The organism is Vibrio sp. 1CM24A (assembly GCF_023161725.1).
GTDB classification, from domain to species: Bacteria; Pseudomonadota; Gammaproteobacteria; order Enterobacterales; family Vibrionaceae; genus Vibrio; species Vibrio coralliirubri.
The window spans coordinates 371,863-390,849 of the sequence record NZ_JALNTS010000004.1; the positions used below are offsets into that span (position 1 = coordinate 371,863).

Annotated in this window: 18 protein-coding genes and 1 pseudogene; all 19 read right to left on the reverse strand. The window is 46.9% G+C overall.

All coding sequences use genetic code 11. From position 1 onward, the window contains the following. Positions 1 to 226, reverse strand: a pseudogene (locus MSG38_RS11550) (chemotaxis protein CheW); the annotation flags it as partial. Next, positions 213 to 995 carry a ParA family protein gene (locus tag MSG38_RS11555; protein ID WP_017064111.1) on the reverse strand — a complete coding sequence of 261 codons (783 nt, stop codon included), beginning with the start codon at positions 993 to 995 and terminating at the stop codon, positions 213 to 215. The gene MSG38_RS11555 and the pseudogene MSG38_RS11550, both read right to left, overlap by 14 nt. Positions 996 to 1,005: 10 nt before the next feature. Beyond that, on the reverse strand, positions 1,006 to 2,118 hold the full coding sequence (locus MSG38_RS11560; protein ID WP_248401899.1) for a chemotaxis response regulator protein-glutamate methylesterase: 1,113 nt from the start codon (positions 2,116 to 2,118) through the stop codon (positions 1,006 to 1,008). A 13-nt stretch (positions 2,119 to 2,131) separates the two neighbouring features. Next, complete coding sequence (locus MSG38_RS11565) at positions 2,132 to 4,318, reverse strand: chemotaxis protein CheA (RefSeq protein ID WP_248401900.1); 2,187 nt, start codon at positions 4,316 to 4,318, stop codon at positions 2,132 to 2,134. Positions 4,319 to 4,327: 9 nt separating this feature from the next. Further along, the gene (locus tag MSG38_RS11570) at positions 4,328 to 5,059 is read right to left on the reverse strand and encodes a protein phosphatase CheZ (protein WP_248401901.1); all 732 of its coding nucleotides are present in this window, start codon (positions 5,057 to 5,059) and stop codon (positions 4,328 to 4,330) included. 105 nt (positions 5,060 to 5,164) lie between these two features. Continuing rightward, positions 5,165 to 5,533: a chemotaxis response regulator CheY gene (gene cheY, locus MSG38_RS11575; protein WP_016767062.1), complete on the reverse strand. Its 369-nt coding sequence runs from the start codon at positions 5,531 to 5,533 to the stop codon at positions 5,165 to 5,167. Positions 5,534 to 5,575: 42 nt separating this feature from the next. After that, the gene (locus MSG38_RS11580) at positions 5,576 to 6,310 is read right to left on the reverse strand and encodes an RNA polymerase sigma factor FliA (protein ID WP_017060667.1); all 735 of its coding nucleotides are present in this window, start codon (positions 6,308 to 6,310) and stop codon (positions 5,576 to 5,578) included. Then, positions 6,303 to 7,190, reverse strand: a complete 888-nt coding sequence (locus MSG38_RS11585; protein ID WP_017060668.1) for a MinD/ParA family protein — start codon at positions 7,188 to 7,190, stop codon at positions 6,303 to 6,305. The genes MSG38_RS11580 and MSG38_RS11585 overlap by 8 nt, the downstream gene beginning before the upstream one ends. A 13-nt stretch (positions 7,191 to 7,203) precedes the next feature. Then, positions 7,204 to 8,757 carry a flagellar biosynthesis protein FlhF gene (flhF, locus tag MSG38_RS11590; protein WP_048616094.1) on the reverse strand — a complete coding sequence of 518 codons (1,554 nt, stop codon included), beginning with the start codon at positions 8,755 to 8,757 and terminating at the stop codon, positions 7,204 to 7,206. A gap of 27 nt (positions 8,758 to 8,784) precedes the next feature. Then, positions 8,785 to 10,884 (reverse strand): flagellar biosynthesis protein FlhA, encoded by a 2,100-nt coding sequence (flhA, locus tag MSG38_RS11595; RefSeq protein ID WP_050652154.1) that lies wholly within the window; start codon positions 10,882 to 10,884, stop codon positions 8,785 to 8,787. Between the two features lie 210 nt (positions 10,885 to 11,094). Beyond that, positions 11,095 to 12,225 carry a flagellar biosynthesis protein FlhB gene (flhB, locus tag MSG38_RS11600; protein ID WP_017060671.1) on the reverse strand — a complete coding sequence of 377 codons (1,131 nt, stop codon included), beginning with the start codon at positions 12,223 to 12,225 and terminating at the stop codon, positions 11,095 to 11,097. Between the two features lie 9 nt (positions 12,226 to 12,234). Beyond that, positions 12,235 to 13,017 carry a flagellar biosynthetic protein FliR gene (gene fliR / locus MSG38_RS11605; protein WP_017060672.1) on the reverse strand — a complete coding sequence of 261 codons (783 nt, stop codon included), beginning with the start codon at positions 13,015 to 13,017 and terminating at the stop codon, positions 12,235 to 12,237. A 6-nt stretch (positions 13,018 to 13,023) separates the two neighbouring features. Next, positions 13,024 to 13,293, reverse strand: coding sequence for a flagellar biosynthesis protein FliQ (fliQ, locus tag MSG38_RS11610; protein WP_029235191.1), 270 nt, complete (start codon positions 13,291 to 13,293; stop codon positions 13,024 to 13,026). A gap of 11 nt (positions 13,294 to 13,304) precedes the next feature. After that, complete coding sequence (gene fliP, locus MSG38_RS11615) at positions 13,305 to 14,234, reverse strand: flagellar type III secretion system pore protein FliP (protein WP_081090241.1); 930 nt, start codon at positions 14,232 to 14,234, stop codon at positions 13,305 to 13,307. Then, positions 14,221 to 14,661: a flagellar biosynthetic protein FliO gene (fliO, locus tag MSG38_RS11620; RefSeq protein ID WP_102250119.1), complete on the reverse strand. Its 441-nt coding sequence runs from the start codon at positions 14,659 to 14,661 to the stop codon at positions 14,221 to 14,223. The genes fliP and fliO overlap by 14 nt, the downstream gene beginning before the upstream one ends. Further along, positions 14,661 to 15,071, reverse strand: a complete 411-nt coding sequence (gene fliN / locus MSG38_RS11625; RefSeq protein WP_004739851.1) for a flagellar motor switch protein FliN — start codon at positions 15,069 to 15,071, stop codon at positions 14,661 to 14,663. The genes fliO and fliN overlap by 1 nt, the downstream gene beginning before the upstream one ends. A gap of 29 nt (positions 15,072 to 15,100) precedes the next feature. After that, positions 15,101 to 16,144, reverse strand: coding sequence for a flagellar motor switch protein FliM (gene fliM, locus MSG38_RS11630; RefSeq protein WP_017631770.1), 1,044 nt, complete (start codon positions 16,142 to 16,144; stop codon positions 15,101 to 15,103). A gap of 7 nt (positions 16,145 to 16,151) precedes the next feature. Beyond that, positions 16,152 to 16,640, reverse strand: a complete 489-nt coding sequence (gene fliL / locus MSG38_RS11635; protein WP_050621056.1) for a flagellar basal body-associated protein FliL — start codon at positions 16,638 to 16,640, stop codon at positions 16,152 to 16,154. A 70-nt stretch (positions 16,641 to 16,710) separates the two neighbouring features. After that, the gene (locus MSG38_RS11640; protein ID WP_248401902.1) at positions 16,711 to 18,840 is read right to left on the reverse strand and encodes a flagellar hook-length control protein FliK; all 2,130 of its coding nucleotides are present in this window, start codon (positions 18,838 to 18,840) and stop codon (positions 16,711 to 16,713) included. Positions 18,841 to 18,987 lie beyond the last annotated feature (147 nt).

Consider the following 18,987-nt stretch of genomic DNA (forward strand, 5'->3'; position numbering starts at 1 on the left):
GCTCTGGCTCTGGCTCTGGCTCTGGCTCTGGCTCTGGCTCTGGCTCTGGCTCTGGCTCTGGCTCTGGCTCTGGCTCTTCAGGTTGTGATTCGTCGCTCGACTCGTCAACAAAAAAATCGTCAGATTCAAAGCTTTCATCACCTAACAACGCAGTAAAATAATCATCCAGTGCTTGTTCACTGGAGAGACTTGGCTGCGCCAATGTTGATTCTTTATTCGCGCTCATTTATCGCCAACCTTTCGAGATAAATAAGCAACTGTTTATAAGCAAATACACCACGGCTACCCGATGCAAAATGAGAGGCTGGCAAGCGCTTTAGGCTCGCATCTCGAAACTTGGTATCAATCGGCACAGCAGACGTCCAAACTTGGTTTGGGTAATCATCTTTGAGCTGCGTTAATGTTTGCAGTGAGGCTTTGGTTCGCTTGTCGTACATCGTTGGGACAATCGTCACCTTAAACGGTGTTTTGCGAGACTTCTGCATGATGGTCAAAGTGCGAATCATGCGCTCTAAGCCCTTCATCGCCAAAAACTCAGTCTGTACCGGAATCAATATACGATCGCTTGCAGCCAATGCATTGACCATCATCACACCCAGAATTGGCGGGCAATCAATCAATACATAGTCATAGTCGTCTTTCAAAGCGGCTAAAGCACGCTTCAAGATCAACCCCATGCCGCTTCGATTTCCCATTACACGGTCTAATGTCGCCAAAGACATATGCGCAGGGATAATATCGATACCTTCGACTTCCGTTTGTAGAAGCAAAGGTCTTACCGTCTGCGCGTTAAACTCACGCAACTGGAACAGATCAAACAGGCTCGATTCCACCGTATCTGAGTCGTACCCCAGATAGGTGGTCAGTGATGCATGTGGGTCAGTATCAACCAACAGAACACGGTGACCCTTCAACGCAAGTAAACCTGCTAGAGTCACGGTCGTGGTCGTTTTACCAACACCACCTTTTTGGTTTGCAACACTCCAAACAATCATTTCGATTTACCTAAGCTAACCCAACTTCAACCAAGATCCTTTCCGCGATGCGGTCTAGAGGGAGGTCTTCAGTAGAAATGCCAGCTTTTGCTACAGCTTGAGGCATACCATATACAACACAACTATCTTCGTCTTGTGCCCAAATCGTCGAGCCCGCAGTTTTCAACATACGCGAACCTTCTCGACCATCTGCGCCCATACCGGTCAGTATCATAGACAAGACTTTGTCACCGTAGATCTTCGCTGCAGAGCCGAATGTGACATCCACACAAGGCTTGTAGTTCATGCGGTCGCCGCCATCGATAATTCTTAGACGTGCAGACCCTGCGCGGCCATCAACCATCATCTGTTTACCACCTGGAGCAAGATACGCCACGCCAGGTTTTAACACATCACCGTCTTGCGCTTCGCGAACTTCAATCTTACACAAGGTGTTCAATCGACTTGCAAAAGCAGCGGTGAATGTTGCAGGCATATGCTGAACTAACACAATCGGATGTGGATAGTTGGCAGGGATGCGAGTCAAAATCTTCTGTAGAGCAACAGGGCCGCCAGTCGACGTACCGATCGCTGTTAACTGATACTTTTTACCAGAGGCTCTGAATTTCGCAGCAGAAGCAGCAGGTCTAGCGGCTGGAGCGGCAGAAACCGGTTGGCGTAATGCCGTTGCAGTTGATGCCGTCGCGCTCGCTCTTGGTGTAATTGGAGCGCGGCGCATAAAAGCACGCTTCGCTGCAATCTGAATCACACGCTGTTGAAGTAACGCAACCGCATCATCACGGTTACGTGCAATGTCTTCAAACTTCTTAGGTAAGAAGTCGAGAGCACCTGCATCTAACGCATCTAACGTTGCTCTCGCTCCATCATGCGTTAACGATGAAAACATCAAAATAGGCGTTGGAGACGCGGCCATGATCTCACGAACGGCAGTGATGCCGTCCATGACAGGCATTTCAATGTCCATCGTGATTACGTCAGGTCTTAGCTGTTTCGCTTTCTCAACGGCTTCTTTACCGTTTACTGCAACATCAATGACTTCTAGGCGAGCCTCTGAGTTGATGATCTCGCTAACGCGACGACGAAAAAAACTCGAATCATCAACGACTAATACTTTAATCGCCATATTTATCCTTAAATTAAATTCTTGACGCAGCTGCGTACTGCTTCAACAAGTCCGGCACATCTAGAATCAATGCAATGTGTCCGTCACTTGTAATTGTCGCGCCTGCCATTCCTGGCGTGCCTTGCAGAAGCTTATCAAGCGGCTTGATCACGACTTCTTCTTGACCGATAAGCGTATCGACAACAAAACCAACACGTTGGCTACCAAGTTGCACGATAACAACATGGCCGTGTCCTTTGCGCAGTTCAACAATACCCGCTTTAGGTGCAAGCCAGTTTTGCAAGTAGAACAACGGAATAGATTTATCGCGAACGATGATCGTCAGCTGACCATCAACCACGTTTGTGCGGCTTAAATCCAGGTGGAAGATCTCGTTAACCGATGCCAATGGCAATGCAAATGGGTGACCCGCAACACCGACCATCAAGGTTGGTAGAATCGCTAGGGTTAGTGGAACCTTGATGGTGATCTTGGTGCCCTGTCCCATTTCTGAATCAATATCAATAGAGCCGTTCAGTGTGTTGATCGCTGTTTTCACAACGTCCATACCCACACCACGACCAGAGATATCCGAGATCTGCTCTTTGCTTGAGAAGCCAGGAGCAAAAATCAGGTTGAAACACTCTTTATTTGATAAGCGAGACGCTGCATCTTCATCCATCAGGCCACGTTTAACCGCGATAGCACGAAGCTTATCTGGGTCCATACCGCCACCGTCATCAACGATAGCTAGCTCAATGTGGTCACCTTCTTGAGAGGCAGACAGAATCACTTTACCCGTTCTAGATTTACCTGCTGCAACACGGTCGTCCGGCATTTCAATACCATGGTCGACAGAGTTTCTCACCAAGTGAATCAGGGGATCAGCAAGTGCTTCTACTAAGTTTTTATCAAGATCCGTTTCTTCTCCACGCATTTCAAGAACGATGTCTTTCTTCAAGCTACGAGCAAGGTCACGGACAACTCGTGGGAAGCGACCAAATACTTTCTTGATCGGCTGCATACGAGTCTTCATTACTGCACCTTGTAGATCTGCAGTAACAACATCTAAGTTAGAGACAGCTTTCGACATTTCTTCGTCGTTGCTGTTAAGGCCAAGGCTAACTAGTCGGTTACGCACCAATACCAGTTCACCCACCATGTTCATGATGGTGTCCAGTGTTGATGTATCAACGCGAACTGTCGCTTCAGCTTGCTGCTTCTTCGCCGGCGCTTTAACTTCAGCTTTTGCTGGAGCGCTCGGTTTTGGCTCAGCTTTAACGGCAACTGGCGCGGCTGGTTGAGGTTTAGGCGCGGCTTGAGGTGCTACTGCCTTAACTTGTGCTGGCTTAGTCGCGGCATCCAACTCTTCAATCGAAGGTCCATTACCTGAGCCATGTAGTTGGTCAAGTAACTTCTCGAACTCTTCGTCAGTCATCAGATCATCGCCTTCAGACATCGCCGAAACAGGTGCTGCAGGAGGCGCTGGCGGAGGAGGAGGCGTTGAACTTGCCGCTGTCGGGCTCTTACCCGCGCCGTGCAGTTCATCTAATAACTTTTCAAATTCGTCATCAGTAATATCACCACTGTCAGCAACAGGCTGAGGTGCAGCGGGTGCTGGTGCAGAAGGCGCTGTTGGTGAACCACCTTTACCGTGAAGCTCATCAAGTAGGCGTTCAAACTCATCTTCAGAGATGTCATCGACTGAAGATGCATTGATGTTTGAGCTTTCAGCAGCAGGTTCCGGAGCAATAACAGGCTCGGGCGCTACAACTACAGGTTCAGGGATAATAGGTGCAGGCGCTTCTACTGGTGCCACTTCATCCGCAGACTCTGGTTTGCAGAGACGGTGAAGTTCATCCAATAAAGATTGGTCAGCTGGTACTAAAGGTTCCTGATCTTGCACGGCGCGAAACTGTACATTAACTGTATCTAGCGCCTGCAGCATGGTATCCATCAAACCTGATGTTACGCTGCGTTGGCCGTTTCGTAGAATGTCGAACACATTCTCAGCACCATGACAAGTATCCACCAGCTCAGTTAATGCTAGGAAACCAGCACCACCTTTTACTGTATGGAAACCACGGAAAATAGCATTTAATAGGTCTTTGTCGTCAGGGTTATTCTCAAGCTCTACCAGTTGTTCTGATAGGAGTTCAAGGATCTCTCCTGCTTCGACTAAAAAGTCCTGAAGAATATCTTCGTCTAAATCGTAGCTCATACGTTACCTTTAAAATCCAAGACTGGATAACAAATCGTCGACTTCATCTTGAGATGCGACAGCGTCTTCGCGCTCTTCTGGGTTCATAATTGGACCTTCAGGCGCAATCGATGCTTTCTTCTCTGACTCTGGAGTTGGCTCTTTTTGATTCGCACCGAATACCGTGAGAATCTCGACCAAACGTCCTTCCACCTCATTCACCAAGGTAATAACTTTGCTAATTATCTGCCCAGTTAAATCTTGGAAATCCTGAGCCATCAAGATTTCAGTCAATTGTCCGCGTAGTTCAGTACTGTCGCCTTCTACTTGGACAAGCAATCCATCAATGCGGTGACATAAAGCTTTAAATTGTGCCAGCTCAATGCGGCCATGCATCAGTTCATTCCATTGAGGCCTTACTTGAAGTAAACACTCGTGTAGGTTGTCTGCGATTGGCATACAGCGATCAACAGCGTCCATCGTCTTGTTTGCCGCAACTTCCGTTTTATCAATGACATACTGAAGGCGATCCCTTGCGTCAGGGATTTCATCATTTGCGATAACGCTGATGCGTTCATCGAAATTGAATTGAGTCAAAGAGTCATGGAGGTCGCGTGTCAGACTTCCTATTTCTTGAAGCATTGGATTGTCTTGAAGACTAAAGTTATCTTCATAAATGCTTCTCACAAGAGAATCAGCATTTTGCTGCTCATCGCTCTCAAGCAGCTCTACTAATTTTTTTGCTTGTTCTAATGAAATCATCCTGAATTCGGCCTTACTCCGCATACTTTGTGCGCTTAGGCTATCGAGATAAACAGATAACTTATCAGCCAGTGTTTACCTAGAAGTGCCTAAATTTATTGATGCTTATAAGCGATCAAAAATCTTATCAAGTTTCTCTTTCAACGTTGCAGCAGTGAAAGGCTTCACAATGTAACCATTAACACCCGCTTGCGCTGCTTCGATGATCTGCTCACGCTTCGCTTCTGCTGTGATCATAAGCACAGGAAGGTGCTTAAGTTCTGCGTCTGCGCGAATGTGTTTAAGCAGGTCAATCCCTTGCATGCCTGGCATGTTCCAGTCAGTTACCACGAAATCAAATTCGCCTTTTTTCAGCATAGGTAACGCGGTCAAGCCATCATCTGCTTCTTGAGTGTTGTTGAAACCTAAGTCGCGAAGTAGGTTTTTAACAATTCGGCGCATCGTTGAAAAATCATCAACAATGAGAATTTTCATGTTTTTGTTCAAATTAGCCTCCACTGAATAGGATCAGTGTTGTTAGTCGTTCTGTGTCCAAGCACTTAACTTAGTGCGTAAACGCTGCATAGATTGGCTCAGTATTTGGCTGACACGAGATTCGCTGACACCTAACACTTCCCCAATCTCTTTTAAATTGAGTTCTTCGTCGTAATAAAGCGAAAGCACAAGGCCTTCCCTTTCCGGAAGTTGTTTTATCGAATCGATCAAAGCTTGGCGGAATGACTCATCAGCAACCCCTTGAAAAGGCGTATTATCTTGAGAGTCTTCATTCGGAGATATTACATCATCTGAGACGCCTAAATCTTCGATTCCAACCAGCCTTGAGCAATTAATGTCAGTTAAAGCACTGTGATACTGCTCTAAACTGAGCCCCATGTGTTTTGCCACTTCGGCATCACTCGGGTCGCGGTTGAGGATACCCTCTAATTCCGCAATTGCACTGCTGATTTCTCGATTGTTTTTATGAACCGATCTCGGTACCCAATCCCCACGGCGAATGTCATCCAACATTGCCCCGCGAATTCGAATACCAGCATACGTCTCAAAGCTTGCGCCTTTGGTACCATCATAGTTTTGTTGCGCTTCAATCAAGCCGATCATGCCGGCTTGAATTAAGTCATCAACCAATACATTAGGCGGCAATCGCCCCAACAAGTGATGAGCGATACGTTTAACCAACACAGAGTACTTCTCAAAAAAAGCCTGTTGGCTATTGTGATTAGCGTGTTGGTCGTAAGTAAGCGCTTTATTCACCAAATGGTTCCTCTATAAATTCAGTACGATTCAGCAGCCTTTCAACAAAGAACTCCAAGTGTCCACTTGGTGTTTTTGGTATTGGCCAGGTCAATGCTTTGTTAGCCAAAGAGCTGATTGCCAATGCAGCTGGAGAGCGAGGAAACGCATCGACTACGATTTTCTGTCTCTTGACTGATTGACGTACTTTATCATCTAAAGGAATACATGCTACGAGTTCGAGGCTCACATTCAAGAAGCGCTCTGTGACCAAAGTCAACTTTGCAAATAATTCTCGGCCTTCGCGGTAGCTTCTGACCATATTTGCAACAACTTTGAATCGCTGAACTTGGTGTTCTCTGCTTAAAAGCTTAATCAAAGCATATGCATCCGTGATCGAGGTAGGTTCATCACATACCACGACAACCACGTCTTGCGCCGCTCTTGAGAAGCTGATCACCATGTCCGAAATACCGGCTGCAGTATCAACCAACAAGATATCCATCTCGTCTTCAAGCGAACCGAATGCGCGAATCAAACCAGCATGCTGTGCGTGTGAAAGTTCAGTCATGCTTTGAGTGCCCGATGTCGCTGGAATAATTTTAATTCCGTGCGGCCCTTCGACAATCGCATCCTTAAGTTCACATTCGCCTGCCAACACATGCCCAAGGTTTCGTTTAGAACGAATACCCAGCATGATATCGACGTTAGCTAGTCCTAAATCGGCATCTAGCACCATAACTTTTTTGCCTTGGCGCGCCATGCAAATAGCCATACCTAACGTCACATTAGATTTACCAACGCCTCCCTTACCACCGGTTACAGCGATAACTTTTGTGAGTGAAGGCTTGGTTAAGCGACGGAGGCCGCTAGCTTGATCATGTATCATATTTTCATTCATATTTATCCGCCGCCTAGAGCCCTTCAGAATCGCTATTCCAGTAATGAGGTTCATTCTCTGTAGATTTTTCTAATAGCTCATTAGCCTTAGCAATCATGTACTTTGGCTGAGCTATAACGATATCTTCAGGAACTCGTTGACCATTTGCTATGTAAGCAACTGGTAATGCATTTTGTATTACGACACTGATGAATTCACCTAGACTTAGGGATTCATCCAGCTTAGTCATGATGCATCCCGACAACGGGATTCTTCTAAAGTGTTCAATTGTTTCTTGCAGTACTTTGCGTTGCGCGGTTGCAGGCAACACAAGGTAGCTGTTGATAACGGAACCACTCTCTTGCATCAATGTGTCTAACTGCTCAGATAGGCGAACATCTCGTTGTCCCATGCCTGCAGTATCGACCAGAATCAGGCGACGATTACGTAACTGATATATTACATCGGCCAGTTCGCTAGAATCTTTAGCAACTCTTACAGGACAACCCATAATTCGACCGTAGATCGATAACTGCTCATGTGCACCTATACGATATGTGTCAGTTGTCACTAGTGCGACGTTATCAGCGCCATATTCCATGGCAGCACGTGCAGCTAGCTTTGCAACAGTCGTTGTTTTACCCACGCCGGTTGGGCCAAGTAGAGCCACAATACCGCCGCGTTTTAAAATATCTTTTTGTGTAACGGAGATTTGGTCAGCAACCAGAGCTAACAAAGCCTTCCACGCACGTGCAGGTTTAGTATCTTCAGGAATGTAGCAGGCCATTTGATCGGCAAGCTCTGCAGATACACCCATACGCTCAAGGCGCTTAATAAGCATCGCTCTGAGCGGTTCACGACGCTCAACTTCTTGCCACATTAACCCGGAAACTTGATGTTCTAACAGACGACGAATTGAGGTCATCTCTTCGCGCATCGTTTCCATTTCAGTATCAGAGCCTTTGGATTGAGTATTCTCTCGACCACGATCATAACGGGTCGGATCCAAGCGAGGTGCCGGGCGCTCTACTCTGCGGTCTTCAGCAATCAACTTAGACAAACCCGTTTCACGAGCAAATGCTGAATCAAGATTGCCGTGAGACTGTTGGTTACCGTGAGATTGCTGATGGCCATGAGACTGCAAATTGCTTTGACTCTGAGGCTTATGACCCGTGCTTGATTGGCGATTGAGCAATGCTGACAATGAATCTTCATTTTCAGCACGATGCTGTGGCTCATCATCGGCGCCATGACTGTATTGCTTTAGCATGTTCGCAAAGCGCTTGGTCATTGAGCGTCCACCTTCAGCATTAGACTGTAGGCTAACCTTGTCATCATCTAATTGACGTCGCCCTGCAGGAGCTGCGGGCGCGGCCATTTGCGTATATTGGCTTTGTGCAGGCTGCTGAGGTTTATTTAATCTCTGGCTCGCTGTCGACGGGCTGGATTCGCCATCAATAGCGGCAACAATTTCCACGCCACCTGCGACCTTTTTGTTAGACATGATCACCGCTTCTGAACCAAGTTCTTCTTTAACTTGGAGCAGAGCCGTTCGCATATCTTTTGCAAAAAATCGTTTAATTTTCAATTCGATTATCCGTTCTAATTAGGCGGCTTAATTACCAACAGCTTGTACTATACGTATCTGCTTTTCGTCCGGTATTTCTTGGTAAGACAAGACTCGCAAGCTTGGGATCGTGTTCTTCACGAACTTAGCCAGAGTCGAACGCAACACGCCAGAGGTCAATAGTACCGCGGGCTCCCCTTTCAGCTCTTGCTCTTGTGTAGCGTGGCTGAGGGAGGTCTGTAAACGTTCGGCTAAACCAGGTTCAATACCAGCAGATTCTCCGCCGGATGCCTGCATGGTTTGATGCAAGATTTGTTCCAGCTCCGGAATCAAAGTTATCACTGGCAATTCTGGTTCTATACCATTGATTTCTTGAACAATTAGTCGTTTCAATGAGATACGAACCGCCGCAGTAAGTATGTCAGGTTCTTGACTCTTACCTGAATACTCCGACAAAGTTTGGACTATGGTTCGAATGTCACGAATTGGAATGGCTTCATTCAACAGGTTCTGGAGCACTTTCACGACCACACCCAACTGCAATTGATCCGGTACAAAACCTTCCACCAGCTTAGGTGTTGAGCGGCTGAGCATCTCAAGTAAGTTCTGAACTTCTTCGTGGCCAATGAGCTGCGATGCGTTGTTGGTTAGCAGCTGGCTAAGGTGTGTCGCCAGTACTGTAGAAGAATCTACAACGGTATAACCTAGAGCTTGGGCGTGTTCACGCTGCTCTTCACGAATCCAAACCGCTTCGAGGCCAAAGGCAGGGTCAATCGTCGGCTCGCCATCGATCATGCCATAGACTTGGCCCGGGTTAATCGCAAGTTCCATATCTGGCTTAATCTCAGCTTCACCCACCGCAACACCCATCAGGGTAATACGGTAGCTGTTTGGGGTCAGTTCTAGGTTATCGCGAATGTGTACCGCTGGGATCAAGAAACCAAAGTCTTGAGACAGCTTCTTACGTACACCTTTAACGCGTTCAAGCAGCTCCCCGCCTTGGTCTCTGTCAACCAAAGGAATCAAACGGTAACCCACTTCTAAACCAATAATATCAACAGGTTGAACATCATCCCAAGAAAGCTCCTTCTGAGAGCCAACTTCTCCATTAGCTTCAACCGTCGCCGGAAGGTTAGGTTCTTCCGCCTTCTTCTTGTTCTTTTTATCGATGTAATACGCCCCTGCTCCTGCAACGATGGCAAGGCTCAAGAACGAGAAATGTGGCATACCCGGAACAATACCCATGATGCCAAGGATGGCGGCGGTGATCATGAGGGCTTTAGGGTTGTCGAACATTTGGAAGACAAGTTGCTCGCCCATATCTTCATCGGTGTTTTGACGCGTTACCATCATTGCAGCTGCGATCGACAATAATAGAGACGGAATTTGTGCTACCAGACCATCACCGATAGTCAGTAGTGTATAGATTTCGATTGCTTCGCCAAAACCAAGGTCAAACTGAGCCATACCAATGCTCAAGCCACCAATGATGTTGATGAATAAGATTAAGATACCAGCGATCGCATCGCCTTTAACAAACTTAGAAGCACCGTCCATCGAACCGTAGAAGTCAGCTTCTTTGGTTACTTCAAAACGTCTCAGACGTGCCTGGTCTTGGTCGATCAAACCTGCATTCAGGTCGGCATCGATTGCCATCTGTTTACCCGGTAAGGCGTCTAACGTGAAACGCGCGCTTACTTCCGAGATACGACCCGCACCTTTGGTTACAACCATGAAGTTGATGATCATAAGAATCAAGAACACCACTAGACCTACCGCATAGTTACCACCGATAACCACGTTACCGAAGGCTTCAATCACATTACCAGCCGCGTCGCCACCTTCGTGACCATGGAGCAATACCACACGTGTCGAAGCAACGTTCAAGGCTAATCGAAGTAGAGTCGCAATCAGCAAGACGGTCGGGAATGCAGCAAAATCTAAAGGCCTGCGGGTATAAACCGATACCAATAGCACAACCATAGACAGTGCAATGTTGAAGGTGAAGAACATATCCAACAAGAAAGCCGGAATGGGCAACACCACCATAGCAAGCGTTGTAAGTACCATAACAGGTGCACCAATCGCAGGCATGGCACGGTTAGGGATTTTAGGTAGCTTGTCCGCAAAAGGCAGGGAGAATTTCATAAATCTAGACAGTTTCGCTATGTTGTAGCTCTCTGAACAAGTGGATTAGGTCTTAGTCAGGGCTGTTTGCTATGGGCTTATAATGTTCAGGCTACTACAGCAAACACTGTACCAACATCTCACGTCAAATTATCGCCATCACCTCTATAAAAGGAAGATTAGCTAGCTCGCTATTATCAGGGTTCATCACGCAGAGCTCAAGCAATTGATCTAATGACGTAAATCAGGTGGGATCGGCATATTGGAATCTTGCAGTTTTGGTCGCTCACCACCTCGTTTTCGGTACTGTTTAAGCTGGAAAACATATGCAAGCACTTGTGCAACTGCCGTAAACAGACCGTCAGGAATTTGTTGTTCTAGCTCCGTGGTGTGATAAAGCGCCCTCGCCAATGGCGGCGCTGGAACGATATAGATGTCGTTTGCACGCGCAATCTCTCGGATCTTCATCGCCATGTGGTCGACACCTTTAGCAACCACAATTGGTGCTTTGTCTTGATTCTGCTTGTAGCGCAGCGCCACTGAAAAGTGTTCCGGGTTGGTCACAATCACATCCGCTTGAGGGACATCAGCCATCATGCGACGCTGAGCCGCTTCCCTTTGAAGCATACGAATTCGGCCTTTCACTTCCGGCTTACCTTCAGTGTCTTTGAATTCGTCTTTGACTTCTTGTTTGGTCATCTTCAATTGATCGGCGTGTTGCCAGATCTGGAACGGGATATCAATCGCCACCACAATCAGCAGTGAGCAGCTGATCAACAGGATGAAATTGAGCAAGATATCCAAGGCATGAAAGATGTTCTGCGGGTACACATCCATACTCAGCTGCATTAAATCATGCTGAGAGGCTTGAATCAGATAAATCGCCATCCCCGATACGAGCGCTACTTTAAGAATAGACTTGAGCAGTTCAACCCAACTTTGCAGGCCAAACATACGCTTGATACCACTGAGTGGGTTGAGCTTAGACGCCTTTGGCATCGCCGCTTGCATTGAGAAGTTAATCCCACCGACACCCGCAGCGCCGATGACGGCAGCAACAAACAAGGTTATCAGTATCAAAAACAGCGGAAAAAGCAGGTTCACCAGTGCGCCACCAGCTATTTCAAGCAGCTTATTGGTGTCAAAGATCTCGTCGCGACTCAAAGAGAACAGGCGTTGCATCGCCTCGAACAAAGCCTTCGCCATCGATTCGCCAAACCACATTAATGCAATCGCACCAACAATTAGTACCGATGCTGACGCTAGCTCTTTTGACCTTGCAACCTGCCCTTTCTCTTTGGCCTGTTGCAAGCGTTTGGGCGTGGCGTCTTCTGTGCGTTCTTGACCGTCTGACTCTGCCATTTCAGTCTCCTAGCAATCTAACCGGATTAGACGACATATCTGTTGTTCGCCCTGCATCCAGAATAGCTCATAGTGACTATACAAGCCGCCAAGGATGTACCAACAAAGTAACAGACCCACGAGTAGCGCAAATGCAAAACCCAAAGAAAAGATGTTTAACTGAGGTGCCGCACGCGTCATTACACCAAACGACAAGTTAATTGTTAACAGCGCGATAATGCCCGACAAGGACATCGCCAATGCCGTTTTGAACATGATACCGAGCCACAACGCGAGCTCTCGAAAATCCACAGAGGTTAGAGAGCCACTGCCAATCGGCAAGGTCTTAAAACTAAACACCACCAGCTGCAGCATTTTCAAGTGACCATCGGTCGCCAAGAAGAACATGGTCGCTAGCAGCATGAACAGCTGACCAAGTACCGGCGTGTTTTGCCCGTTAGCCGGGTCGACCATTGAAGCGAAGCCCAAGCTCGATTGCATACCGAGGATCTGACCCAGCATAACAAAGGTTTGAATCATGAACTGGGTAACAAAGCCCATGGCCACGCCAATCACGATTTGCTCAAAGACAGTCAGGAAGCCTTGAAAGGACAGAAGTTCAATCTCTTTTGGAACGGCCGGAATCGCAGGCATCACCGCAAAAGTGATCGCCAAGCCTAAATACAGACGAATACGCGGCGACACGAAACGTGCCCCTGTTACCGTCATCACCATCAGCATCGCTGAGATGCGAGTGTATGGCCAAAAATAATTGGCTAACCACTCTAGTACAAGGCTCGTTGGGTATTCCATATCGGTTTAATACAGAACTTGCGGCAAGCGTTCGATGAGCTCAAAAAAGAACTCCATCATCATCTGGGTCATCCAGTGTGCGAATAGCATCAACGCCAACAAAGTTACGATCAAACGCGGCAGGAAACTCAGTGTTTGTTCGTTGATTGAGGTCGCAGCTTGGAAAACAGCCACAACCAAACCGATCAGCAGGCTAGGAATAATGATGGCGCAAACCATGATTAGTACCATCCAAAGGGCATCTCGGAACAACTCTACGAATATTTCAGGATTCATTATTCCCCCAGCTACAAGGCAAAACTGCCGGCGAGTGTGGAGAGTATCAAGTTCCAGCCATCAACAAGAACAAACAGCATCAACTTAAACGGCAGCGATACAATCATCGGTGACAACATCATCATACCCATAGCCATCAATACCGATGCCACCACCAAGTCGATGATTAGGAACGGCAAGAACAGCATAAAGCCGATTTGGAAAGCCGTTTTTAATTCTGAGGTGATAAACGCTGGAATCAGAACCGCCATCGAAACATCTTCAGGGTTAGTCACTTCCGCGCCAGAAATCTCGACAAAGGTTTCGAGGTCTTTGATTCGAGTCTGCTTGAGCATGAAGGACTTAATCGGCTCTTGGGCAACATCAAATGCCTGTCGTGCCGATATCTGTTCATTTAGATAAGGCTGAACTGCTTGTTCGTTAACTTGATTAATCACTGGCGACATAATGAAGAAGGTCAAGAATATCGCGATACCAATAATGACTTGGTTAGACGGTGTTTGTTGTAGACCCATCGCCTGACGCAAGATAGACATCACAACCACAATACGAGTGAACGATGTCATCAAAATCACCATCGCCGGCAAGAAGCCAAGCATGGTCATTAACGCGAGAATTTGCAGGTTAATCGAGTAGTCTTCACCGCCATTGGCATTGGTTGTCATGGTAAAGGCAGGTATGCCGCCACCATTGCCAGTCAAACTGCCCGTGGTCATGGTTGTCGATTTGGCTTGGTCTTGTTCCATCGTGCTGATAGTGACCGATTCCGAACCAGCAGTATTCGCAGGAATGACGGTACCGTCTTCAGCTTGTGCAAATACCGACACACTGAATACGATTGAGCATAGGAGAATAAGCTGAACCAACCACACTTTCACCGTTCGGAAAGCTCCGGCTTGGTGAAAGTAAGAGGAGTTCAAAAGTCCGTTACTTGTTTGCATCTTTTTTTATTAGCTGGGAAAGCTGACTTGAAAATGTACTTTTTTCCAGCATCTCCTGAGTAAGAGGTTTATCGAGCTTAGAGATCAGCTGAATCGATTGTGTGGTAATCCCTACCAAGAACTGTTCATCACCCGCTTGCACAATAGCGATGCGCTCTTTAGTACCAACAGGGATTTGCCTAATAATAGCCAAACCTTGTTGATTCGACATCGCAGGCACTTGCATTCGCTTCAGTAGCCAAGCAATAAATAAAATGAAGGCTATAACGAAAATTAGCGACCCAAAAGTGGTCGCTAAATCGAGAGAAGGAGGCGTTGCCGCAAAGGCAATAGAAGGAGTAGCAAGTAGCCCTACTCCCAAGACTCTGCGAAACAAACCTGTCATTCCGAGAGAAGAGCCCGCCAGTCTTTGAGACAAAAAGCTCATTAACGCAACTTCTTAATTCGTTCTGTTTGACTAATAACATCTGTCAAACGAATACCAAATTTGTCATTCACCACAACCACTTCTCCATGAGCAATCAGAGTTCCGTTGACCATCACGTCTAATGACTCACCAGCGATTCGATCAAGCTCAACAACCGAACCTTGGTTCAATTGAAGTAAGTTTCGGATACTGATCTGAGAACGGCCAACTTCCATCGAAATAGTCACTGGAATATCCATAATGGTATCCAGCTTACGACGCTCATCTTCAGAAATCGGAGACGATGAATCGGTTAGCTCATCAAGTGGTGCCGCAAGCACATCATCAACATCAATTGACGGCGCAGAAGGATCTTCACCAAGTGCTGCAGCCCATTCGTCTGCTAGCTTTTGATCTTCACTAGGTTCCATTACCAATTCCTATACTTTTATCTATTTTTCTATTCGTCATCATCGCTGTTTTCGAGTTCAGACATTAAGTCTTTACCTAGAAAAGCGAGATCAGTTTTAACCACATGGGGTCTTTGAATTTTTTCCGAAATCTGTACTGCAAGCTTCTCACCAGAACGTCCCATTTTCACACGATAAGTCGGCAGTTCTTCGACAAACATGGTTGCGTGCTCAGGCATGTTCATTGGGATAACGTCACCAGGGCGCAGCTCCATCAGGTCACGAAGGGAGATGTCTTGCTCTAGCAAGTTCACACGGAAATTGACAGGCACATCCATGATTTCATCACGCAGTGCGGTACTCCAACGAACATCGGTTTCCATCTTGTCTGATTGAACACCCGCATCAAGCAGTTCACGGATCGGCTCAACCATGGAATATGGCATGACAACGTGGAAGTCACCACCACCGCCATCCACTTCAATGTGGAACGAACTCACAACAATCACTTCGGTTGGGCTCACAATGTTCGCCATACTTGGGTTCACTTCAGAATCCAAGTATTCAAACTCAACCCCCATCACAGGAGACCAAGCTTCTTTGTAATCTTCAAAAACAATTTTCAGCAGTAACTGAATGATTCGTCTTTCAGTAGGCGTGAATTCACGACCTTCAATCTTGGCGTGGAAACGACCATCACCGCCAAAAAAGTTCTCTACGAGAATGAAAACCAGACGAGCTTCCATGGTGATGAGTGCCGTACCTTTCAGTGGACGGAAACGAACCATGTTTAAACTGGTGGGTACATACAATGTGTTTTGGTACTCACCAAACTTCATCATTTGTACGCCGTTGATCGACACTTCAGCCGTTTTACGTAACATATTAAACAAGCTGATACGCATATGACGTGCGAAACGCTCGTTAATAAGTTCAAGGGTCGGCATTCGACCACGGACGATTCGATCTTGAGATGAGAAGTCGAAATTGACCGCATTGTCATTTTCGGTTTCTAAGACATCTTCAACTTCTTCAACATCATCAACGCCATGTAACAGCGCATCAATTTCGTCTTGGCTTAATAAATCGGTCACAAATTACCTATTGAATTACGAAGTCAGTGAATAGCACTTTTTCAATCACAGGCTGGCCAACAGCTTGAGCCAGGCTTGCTTTAATATCTTCTGTTGCCTTGTCACGCAGTTCAACTCGTCCAGTAGGTGAGCGCAATTGATCGACCGTTGCCGAGGCAAACGTGGCCAGTAGCGTACTTTCTACAAGTGGAGAGTGGTAACGAGCTAGGTCTTCATTCTTACTGCCACGTACCATGAGCTGTGCTTTTATCTGAACTAGGCGATCTTTTTTGTCACCTGTCACATTAAACAAGAAGGGCTGAGGAATATTAACATACATAACAGGCTCTACCGCGACCACAGCAGTTGCTGGCTGAGACTGAGATTCAGAGGCGCTATCGTCAGAACCTAAGAAAAAGTACAACGCACCACCTATACCAAGCAGTAACACGACTACGGCTATAATGATTATAAGGAGCTTGCTCTTCCCTTTAGGTGCATCTTGTTCTTCTGCCATACTTTACTCTAACTTCCTGTTCTTTCGATTAACTGGTTTTTTCTATTAACTAAGCGTTCTTAGCCTGATATTAGGCATAATAACTAATTCCATCACGCTTTGATGCGACATTCAATTCAAGATTGCTGCCACTATCAAGGTTTTCATCACCTTGCGTATCATTTGTGCGGTTAGCGCCGGATTGTTGCTCACCATTGTTGTATCTATCTTGTCCCTGACCGGAGTTCTGTTGTTGAACAGACGAATCGGCAAGCTGCAGACCTTGTTGAGCAAGCATCTCTCTCAAGCGAGGTAAGGTTTGTTCAATCACATCTCTCGCTTGCTGATTACTCACCGTAAAGTGCACGTTTGCCACGTCATTATTCATGGTCATGCGGATTTTCATCTGACCTAGCTCTGGTGGGTCGAGACGAATGTCCAAGTTCTTGAGGTTCTTAGACATCATCATTTGGACTTTTTCCGCGACCTGCTCATTGGCTAGCTCTTTGGTGAGCTGTAAAGGCGCTTGTTGAGCAGCTTGAATTTCAGCTCGCGTGGGTGCTGAACCCACCGTGGCTGTACCTTGTGCACCAGCCGCAGAAGCGATCTGCTGAGCAAAGGTTGAATCTTTAGAATCTTCTTTAGCACCCGCTTTACCCAAACCAGACAGTGCTGCTGCACCGGCGCCCGCTTTAAGAAGCGTATCAGTCGAGCCTGCTTTTGTGGCAGCTGGCGTTGCATTCATCGCCATTCCTTGCGCGGTTAAAGCTGGATCCAACGTTGCTTGCTGCTGAGGTGAAGCCACATTAGCTTGTTGAGCTGCGGCCTGTTGGGCTGCATGTGCATTATTGGCGTGCAGCATTGCCGCCTTATCCGTAAGAGCATTGTTTGCTGATTGAGAAGCGGCCTGCGCTGACACTTGTTGTGCCGCCGTCGCTACAGCGGCTGTTGATGCAGCCGCTGCTAAGGCTTTAATTTCGCTTGAATCCGTATTATCCCAATCAATAGCAGCGGGTTCACCGGGCGCGCTGTTCACAGCCGGAGCTTGACTTAGCAAAGCCGTTGCTTGCTGTTGAACGTTAGTGAGCTGTTGATTCAATAAGTCTAGGTTAGAGGTCGCTTTAGCCAAAGCGGCTTGCTCATCAACCGTCAACTTAGCACCACTTTGTTGCTTCTCAAGCAAGCTATCGACAACAGACTGCTCTGATTCGATTTGTCCATTCAATTGGTTTAGCGCTTTGGTATGGGCATCTACTTGCTTTGCCAGTTCAATATCCGCGGCTGACAATGCTTGGCTCTGATCGGCAGTAACCGCACTAGCAGCATTCTTTTGGCTCAGCTCTCGGCTCATACTGGCTTCAATTTGTTCTGGAGTGACGCCTTTATCCATTAACTGTCGAATTTCAGCATCAGTCAGCTGAGAAACACCCTTACCTCCGGTAAGTACAGCGATTTCAGAATCGACTTCAAGGCTCTTCTCTTGATTTTCAGCCTTAGCTTGTTGTGTCGCCTTATCGGTAACGGAAGCTCCTGCAACAGAAGCACCGGTGATATTACCTTGGGCTTGATCTGCCTGACCTTGCTGAGGCAAGCCTTTGCCGTTTGGCGCTTGATTTAGAGTTTTGTTTGCCTCGTCCAATTGACCAAGCAATTTATTACCTTCACTCATCGCTGCATTGGCTTGCGATGCCTGCGTAGCACCATCTACCGTTGATGAACCCTGAGTTTGGGATTGAGCAACCTGTTCTTTAGAATCGTTAGTCGTAGCCTGCGCATCTTTACCATTTGCCTTATCTTCGACAGTTTTATCAGCGACAGTGCTATCAGTGCCCGAATTGGCTTTGAGCTGAGCCTCAGATCCAGACGCAGCCTCTGCTGATGTTTTATCAGCAGCTTTCTCGCCTTCTACTTCTGAAGCTACTTGCTTGCTTTGCGCTTCGCTCACTTCGTCAGTAGCCTTTGATTCAGCGGAATCACCTTTGTTCGTTTTGGCTGACGCTTCACCTTCGGTAGAGGCCTGTTTAGTATCAGGTTTCGTGGTGCTTTCTGTGTCTTTTTCTGCGGCTTTACTGCCACTTTCTTCAAAGCCAAGCGCTTCTTTAAAGGACTCAAAGAAACCTTTAGAGTCGCCGGTTTCTTCTACCTTGGAAGAGGCAGAACCGGTGTCCAACAACGATGACGTTTTGTTGGTCGCTGAATTTGAGGAAAGGCTAACATTCATATATACAAGCTCTATCTACTAGCTTTGCTGCCATGAATCAGGCAACAAAAAGAAAGTCGGATGCTTTTCATGCCTTTGGTGGGCATAACGCGCAATTTTATATAAAACGGAGCAAGAAACATGCCTATAAGTTCGGTTTTCACAATA